The following is a 3,710-nucleotide window of genomic DNA, read 5'->3' as shown; positions in this document are numbered from 1 at the left end:
CGGGGTCGGGGACGATCCCGGCGAGCGTCCCGTCGAAGTCGAGCGCGACGACCGCGCGTTGCGGGCCGGCCAGGAGGGCGGCGAGGCCGTCGCGGCCGGCGGGGGTGACGGGGACGGGGAGGGAGGGGCTGCCCATGGGGCCGACCCTACTGGCTGGGCGCCGCCGGCTACCGGCGTTCGCGGCGTGCGTCCCGGATGCGCCGGAGCCGGTTGACGGTGACCGGGTCGTGGGCGAGGGCCCGCGGATCGTCCAGGAGGGCGTTGAGCAGCTGGTAGTAGCGGGTCGGGGTCATCCCGAGCCGCTCCCGCACGGCGCGCTCCTTGGCGCCGGGCCCGGAGAAGGCCCGGCGTTCCAGGGCGAGCACGGCGAGGTCGAGCTCGGAGAGCCCGCGCTCCGGGAGACCCTCTTCGCGGGGCTCCCGCTCGGGGAGATCCCCCCCGGAGGGCTCGCCGGGCTGTTCGTCGCTCACGCCGCCCAGCCTACTTGCCGTGGCCGGCCAGCTCCGTGGCGTCGGCCTCGCGCTGGATCTCGCCCAGGACGCTCGCGGCGTCGCCGCCCTTGACGACCACCGAGCCCATCTTCTCCTTGAGGGCCTTGCTGACCTTCGCCCAGGAGGTCTTGTCGACGGGGTAGAACTCGGCGTTCTCCAGCTGCTCCAGGAACGGCTTGAGGTGCTTCTTGCGGCTGTCGCCGGCCATCTTCTCGGAGGCGCTGGTGGTCACCGGCAGCAGGTCGTACTGGTTGGTGAAGGCCAGGACGTTCTTGGTGCTGTAGACGAAGTCGAGGAAGCGGCCGATCTCCTCGCGGTTGCCGCCGGCCTTGAACGCCATGATCCAGTCGGCGACGCCCATGGTGGCCTTGGCCTTGCCCTTTTTGCCCGGCAGCGGCGCGGTCCCGTACTTGATGCCCTTGGCCTCGGCCTGCTTCATCAGCGTGGGGTGGCCGTTGAGCATGCCGACCTCGCCGCGGCAGAAGGCGTCGAAGACGTTCTGGCGGTTGGTGCGGGAGGGGTCCAGGGAGCCGGTGAGCCCCTTGCCGACGAGCTCGTCGCGCAGCCACGTGAACGTGTCGATGTTCTCGGTGGACTGGATGGTGTACGTGCCGTTGTGGTCGGTGTAGCCGCTGCCGCCGCTGAGCATCCACATCATGGTCTCGGCGGGCGCCTCCTCCGGGCCGAGCGGCAGCCCGTAGGGAACCTTGACCCCCGCGGTCTGGAGCTTCTTGGCCGCGGCCTGAAGCTCGTCCCAGCTCTCGGGGGCCTTCACTATGCCGGCCTTGGCGAAGAGGGCCTTGTTGTAGAAGAGCAGCCGGGTGCTGGAGACGAACGGCAGGCCGTACTGCACGCGGGCCACCTCGCCGGCGCGGGCGATCGGGGCGATGATGTCGGCCTGGGTGGGGATGGTCAGCAGCTGGTCGGCGCTGTAGAGCTTGCCGGCCGCGGCGAAGTCGGCGTACGCGCCGATCTGCGCGATGTCCGGGGCCTTGCCGGCCGCGACCATGTCGGCGACCTTCTTGTCGACCTCGGTCCAGCTCAGGACCTGGACGTCGATCTTGATGCCCTTGTTCTCGGCCTCGAAGTCGCGGGCGAGGGCGTCCCAGTACTTCTGGGAGCTGTTCGCCTCGCTGTCGCCGTAGTCGGCCGCGACGACGCGCAGCGTCTTGCTGCCGGAGCCACCGTCGCTCCCGCACGCCGTCAGCGCGGGCGCCAACGCCGCCGTGGCGGCACCTGCCGCCGTCAGACCCAAGAACCGCCGCCGCTGCACTACTGCTTCCCACCTTCGTGGTTTGTGATCGTCCTGATCGTCCGCTGAAGACCGTAAGAACCGTGAGTTTCCCCCGCGGGCCACCATACGGTCCAGCCGACTCCGGTTTCGCTTCGGTATCGCCCTTCCCGCGCGGGGCGGGGGCTGCTATGCACGGAGATCACCGGTGAAAGGAGAAGAAAGCGCATGTCCGAGCACTCTCTCACCCCCTCTCTCACCCCCTCTCTCACCTCTGCGGAGATCACCACTCAGCCCGCCTGCTGGCGGCGCGCGGCGGAGACCGCGGCTGCGGCCGCGGGCACGACGGGCCTGCCACGCCCCGGGGAGCGGGTGGCCGTGACCGGCTGCGGCACCTCGTGGTTCATGGCCCAGGCGTACGCGGCGCTGCGGGAGGCGTCGGGGCAGGGGGAGACGGACGCCTTCCCGGCGTCGGAGTTCCCGGTGATGCGGACGTACGACCGGCTCGTGGTGATCACGCGGTCGGGGACGACGACCGAGGTGCTCGACCTCATCGAGGAGGTGCGCGAGCGCTGGGAAGTCTTCGCGCTGACGGCCGACCCGGCGTCGCCGGTGGTGCGCGGGGCCGACGGGACGGCGGTGCTGGACTGGGCGGACGAGGCATCGGTGGTCCAGACCCGCTTCGCGACGACGGCGCTGGCGTACCTGCGGGCGGGCCTGGAGGCGAGCGGCGCGCTGCCGGCGGGCGTGAAGGGGATGGCGGAGGCGGCGGCGGACGCGGAGACGGCGCTGAAGGACCCGCTGCCGGTGGAGGTACTGGCGGCCGGTCAGTGGACCTTCCTGGGCGCCGGCTGGGCGTACGGCCTCGCGCAGGAGGCGGCGCTGAAGATGCGGGAGGCGGCGGGCGCGTGGACGGAGGCGTACCCGGCGATGGAGTACCGCCACGGCCCGGTGGCGATCACGGCCCCGGGCCGCGTGGCCTGGCTCCTGGGCACCGCCCCGGCGGGCCTGGAGACGGACATCTCCCGCACGGGCGGCACCCTCGTGGCGGACGGCGCCCGCCTGGACCCGATGGCGGACCTGATCCGCGCCCAGCGCCTGGCGGTGGCGGTGGCGGAGTCCCGCAACCTGAACCCGGATACCCCGAAGAACCTGACGAGAAGCGTGATCCTGAACGGCTGAACTGTCCTCCCCCGACCTGACCTGTATCTGATCTGACTCGTATCCGATCTGACCGCCGGGCGGCCCCTCCCCTCCGACGCGGCGGCGCGCAACCACCACTGAGGCACCCGGCGGCGGATCCGCAGGCGCAAGCCCCCGCTCCTTCCCCGCCGGGCAGCCGCTCCACCCCGCCGCGACGGCGCCACGTTCCGCCACGCGGGTCGCCGGGCGGGCGCGGAACCCCGCCGGAGGCGGGGAAACACCCACCCACGGGCGAGTGGACTAGACCTTTCGTGCGCGGACACGCGACACTGTCCCCGTGAGACACGTCATCGCGCTCGACGTAGGCGGCACCGCCATCAAGGCCGCCCTGATCGGCCCGGACCACGAACTGCTGCACGAGGCCCGCCGCCCGACCGGCCGCGACCGGGGCCCGGACGCCGTCATAACCGGCATCCTGGACTTCGCCGCCGAGCTCGCGGCCACCGGCGAGGCCGCCTTCGGCGAGCCCGCGGCCGCGGCGGGCATCGCCGTGCCCGGCATCGTGGACGCCGCGGCCGGCACCGCCGTCTACGCCGCCAACCTCGGCTGGCGCGACGTCCCCCTGCGCGATCTGCTGAGCCGCCGTCTGGGCGGCACCCCCGTGGCCCTCGGCCACGACGTCCGTACCGGCGGCCTCGCCGAGGGCCGCATCGGCGCGGGCGAGGGCACGGACCGCTTCCTGTTCGTCGCCCTCGGCACCGGCATCGCCGGCGCCATCGGCGTCGAGGGCCGCATCGAGGCCGGCGCCCACGGCGGCGCGGGCGAGATCGGCCACATCCGCGTAC

The 3,710-nt window shown here is 72.8% G+C and carries 4 protein-coding genes and 1 pseudogene; 2 read left to right on the top strand and 3 right to left on the bottom strand.

All coding sequences use genetic code 11. The annotated features are described in order from the left end of the window. The 3 genes and pseudogenes from V7793_RS35040 to V7793_RS35030 all read right to left on the bottom strand — a co-directional run. Positions 1 to 136 (bottom strand): annotated as a pseudogene (locus tag V7793_RS35040) (trehalose-phosphatase); the annotation flags it as partial. A 31-nt stretch (positions 137 to 167) separates the two neighbouring features. Then, positions 168 to 470 carry a DUF3263 domain-containing protein gene (locus V7793_RS35035; protein ID WP_336013733.1) on the bottom strand — a complete coding sequence of 101 codons (303 nt, stop codon included), beginning with the start codon at positions 468 to 470 and terminating at the stop codon, positions 168 to 170. Between the two features lie 10 nt (positions 471 to 480). Then, the gene (locus V7793_RS35030; RefSeq protein ID WP_336013732.1) at positions 481 to 1,764 is read right to left on the bottom strand and encodes an extracellular solute-binding protein; all 1,284 of its coding nucleotides are present in this window, start codon (positions 1,762 to 1,764) and stop codon (positions 481 to 483) included. Between the two features lie 186 nt (positions 1,765 to 1,950). Here V7793_RS35030 and V7793_RS35025 point away from each other — a divergent pair, with 186 nt between their 5' ends. Together V7793_RS35025 and V7793_RS35020 are read left to right on the top strand one after the other, a co-directional pair. After that, on the top strand, positions 1,951 to 2,904 hold the full coding sequence (locus V7793_RS35025) for an SIS domain-containing protein (protein ID WP_336013731.1): 954 nt from the start codon (positions 1,951 to 1,953) through the stop codon (positions 2,902 to 2,904). 298 nt (positions 2,905 to 3,202) lie between these two features. Beyond that, positions 3,203 to 3,710, top strand: a 508-nt coding sequence (locus V7793_RS35020) for an ROK family protein (protein ID WP_336013730.1), incomplete at its 3' end; no start/stop codon positions are given.

Origin of the sequence: Streptomyces sp. KLMMK (assembly GCF_036961605.1) — a bacterium.
GTDB lineage: Bacteria > Actinomycetota > Actinomycetes > Streptomycetales > Streptomycetaceae > Streptomyces > Streptomyces telluris.
Note: the sequence above shows the minus strand (reverse complement) of the source record. Positions and strands in the feature narration are given on the sequence as shown.

What these genes read in the sequence shown, in the direction of transcription:
- V7793_RS35025 (WP_336013731.1), top strand. Translation starts at nt 1,951, where the DNA reads ATGTCCGAGCACTCTCTCACCCCCTCTCTCACCCCCTCTCTCACCTCT.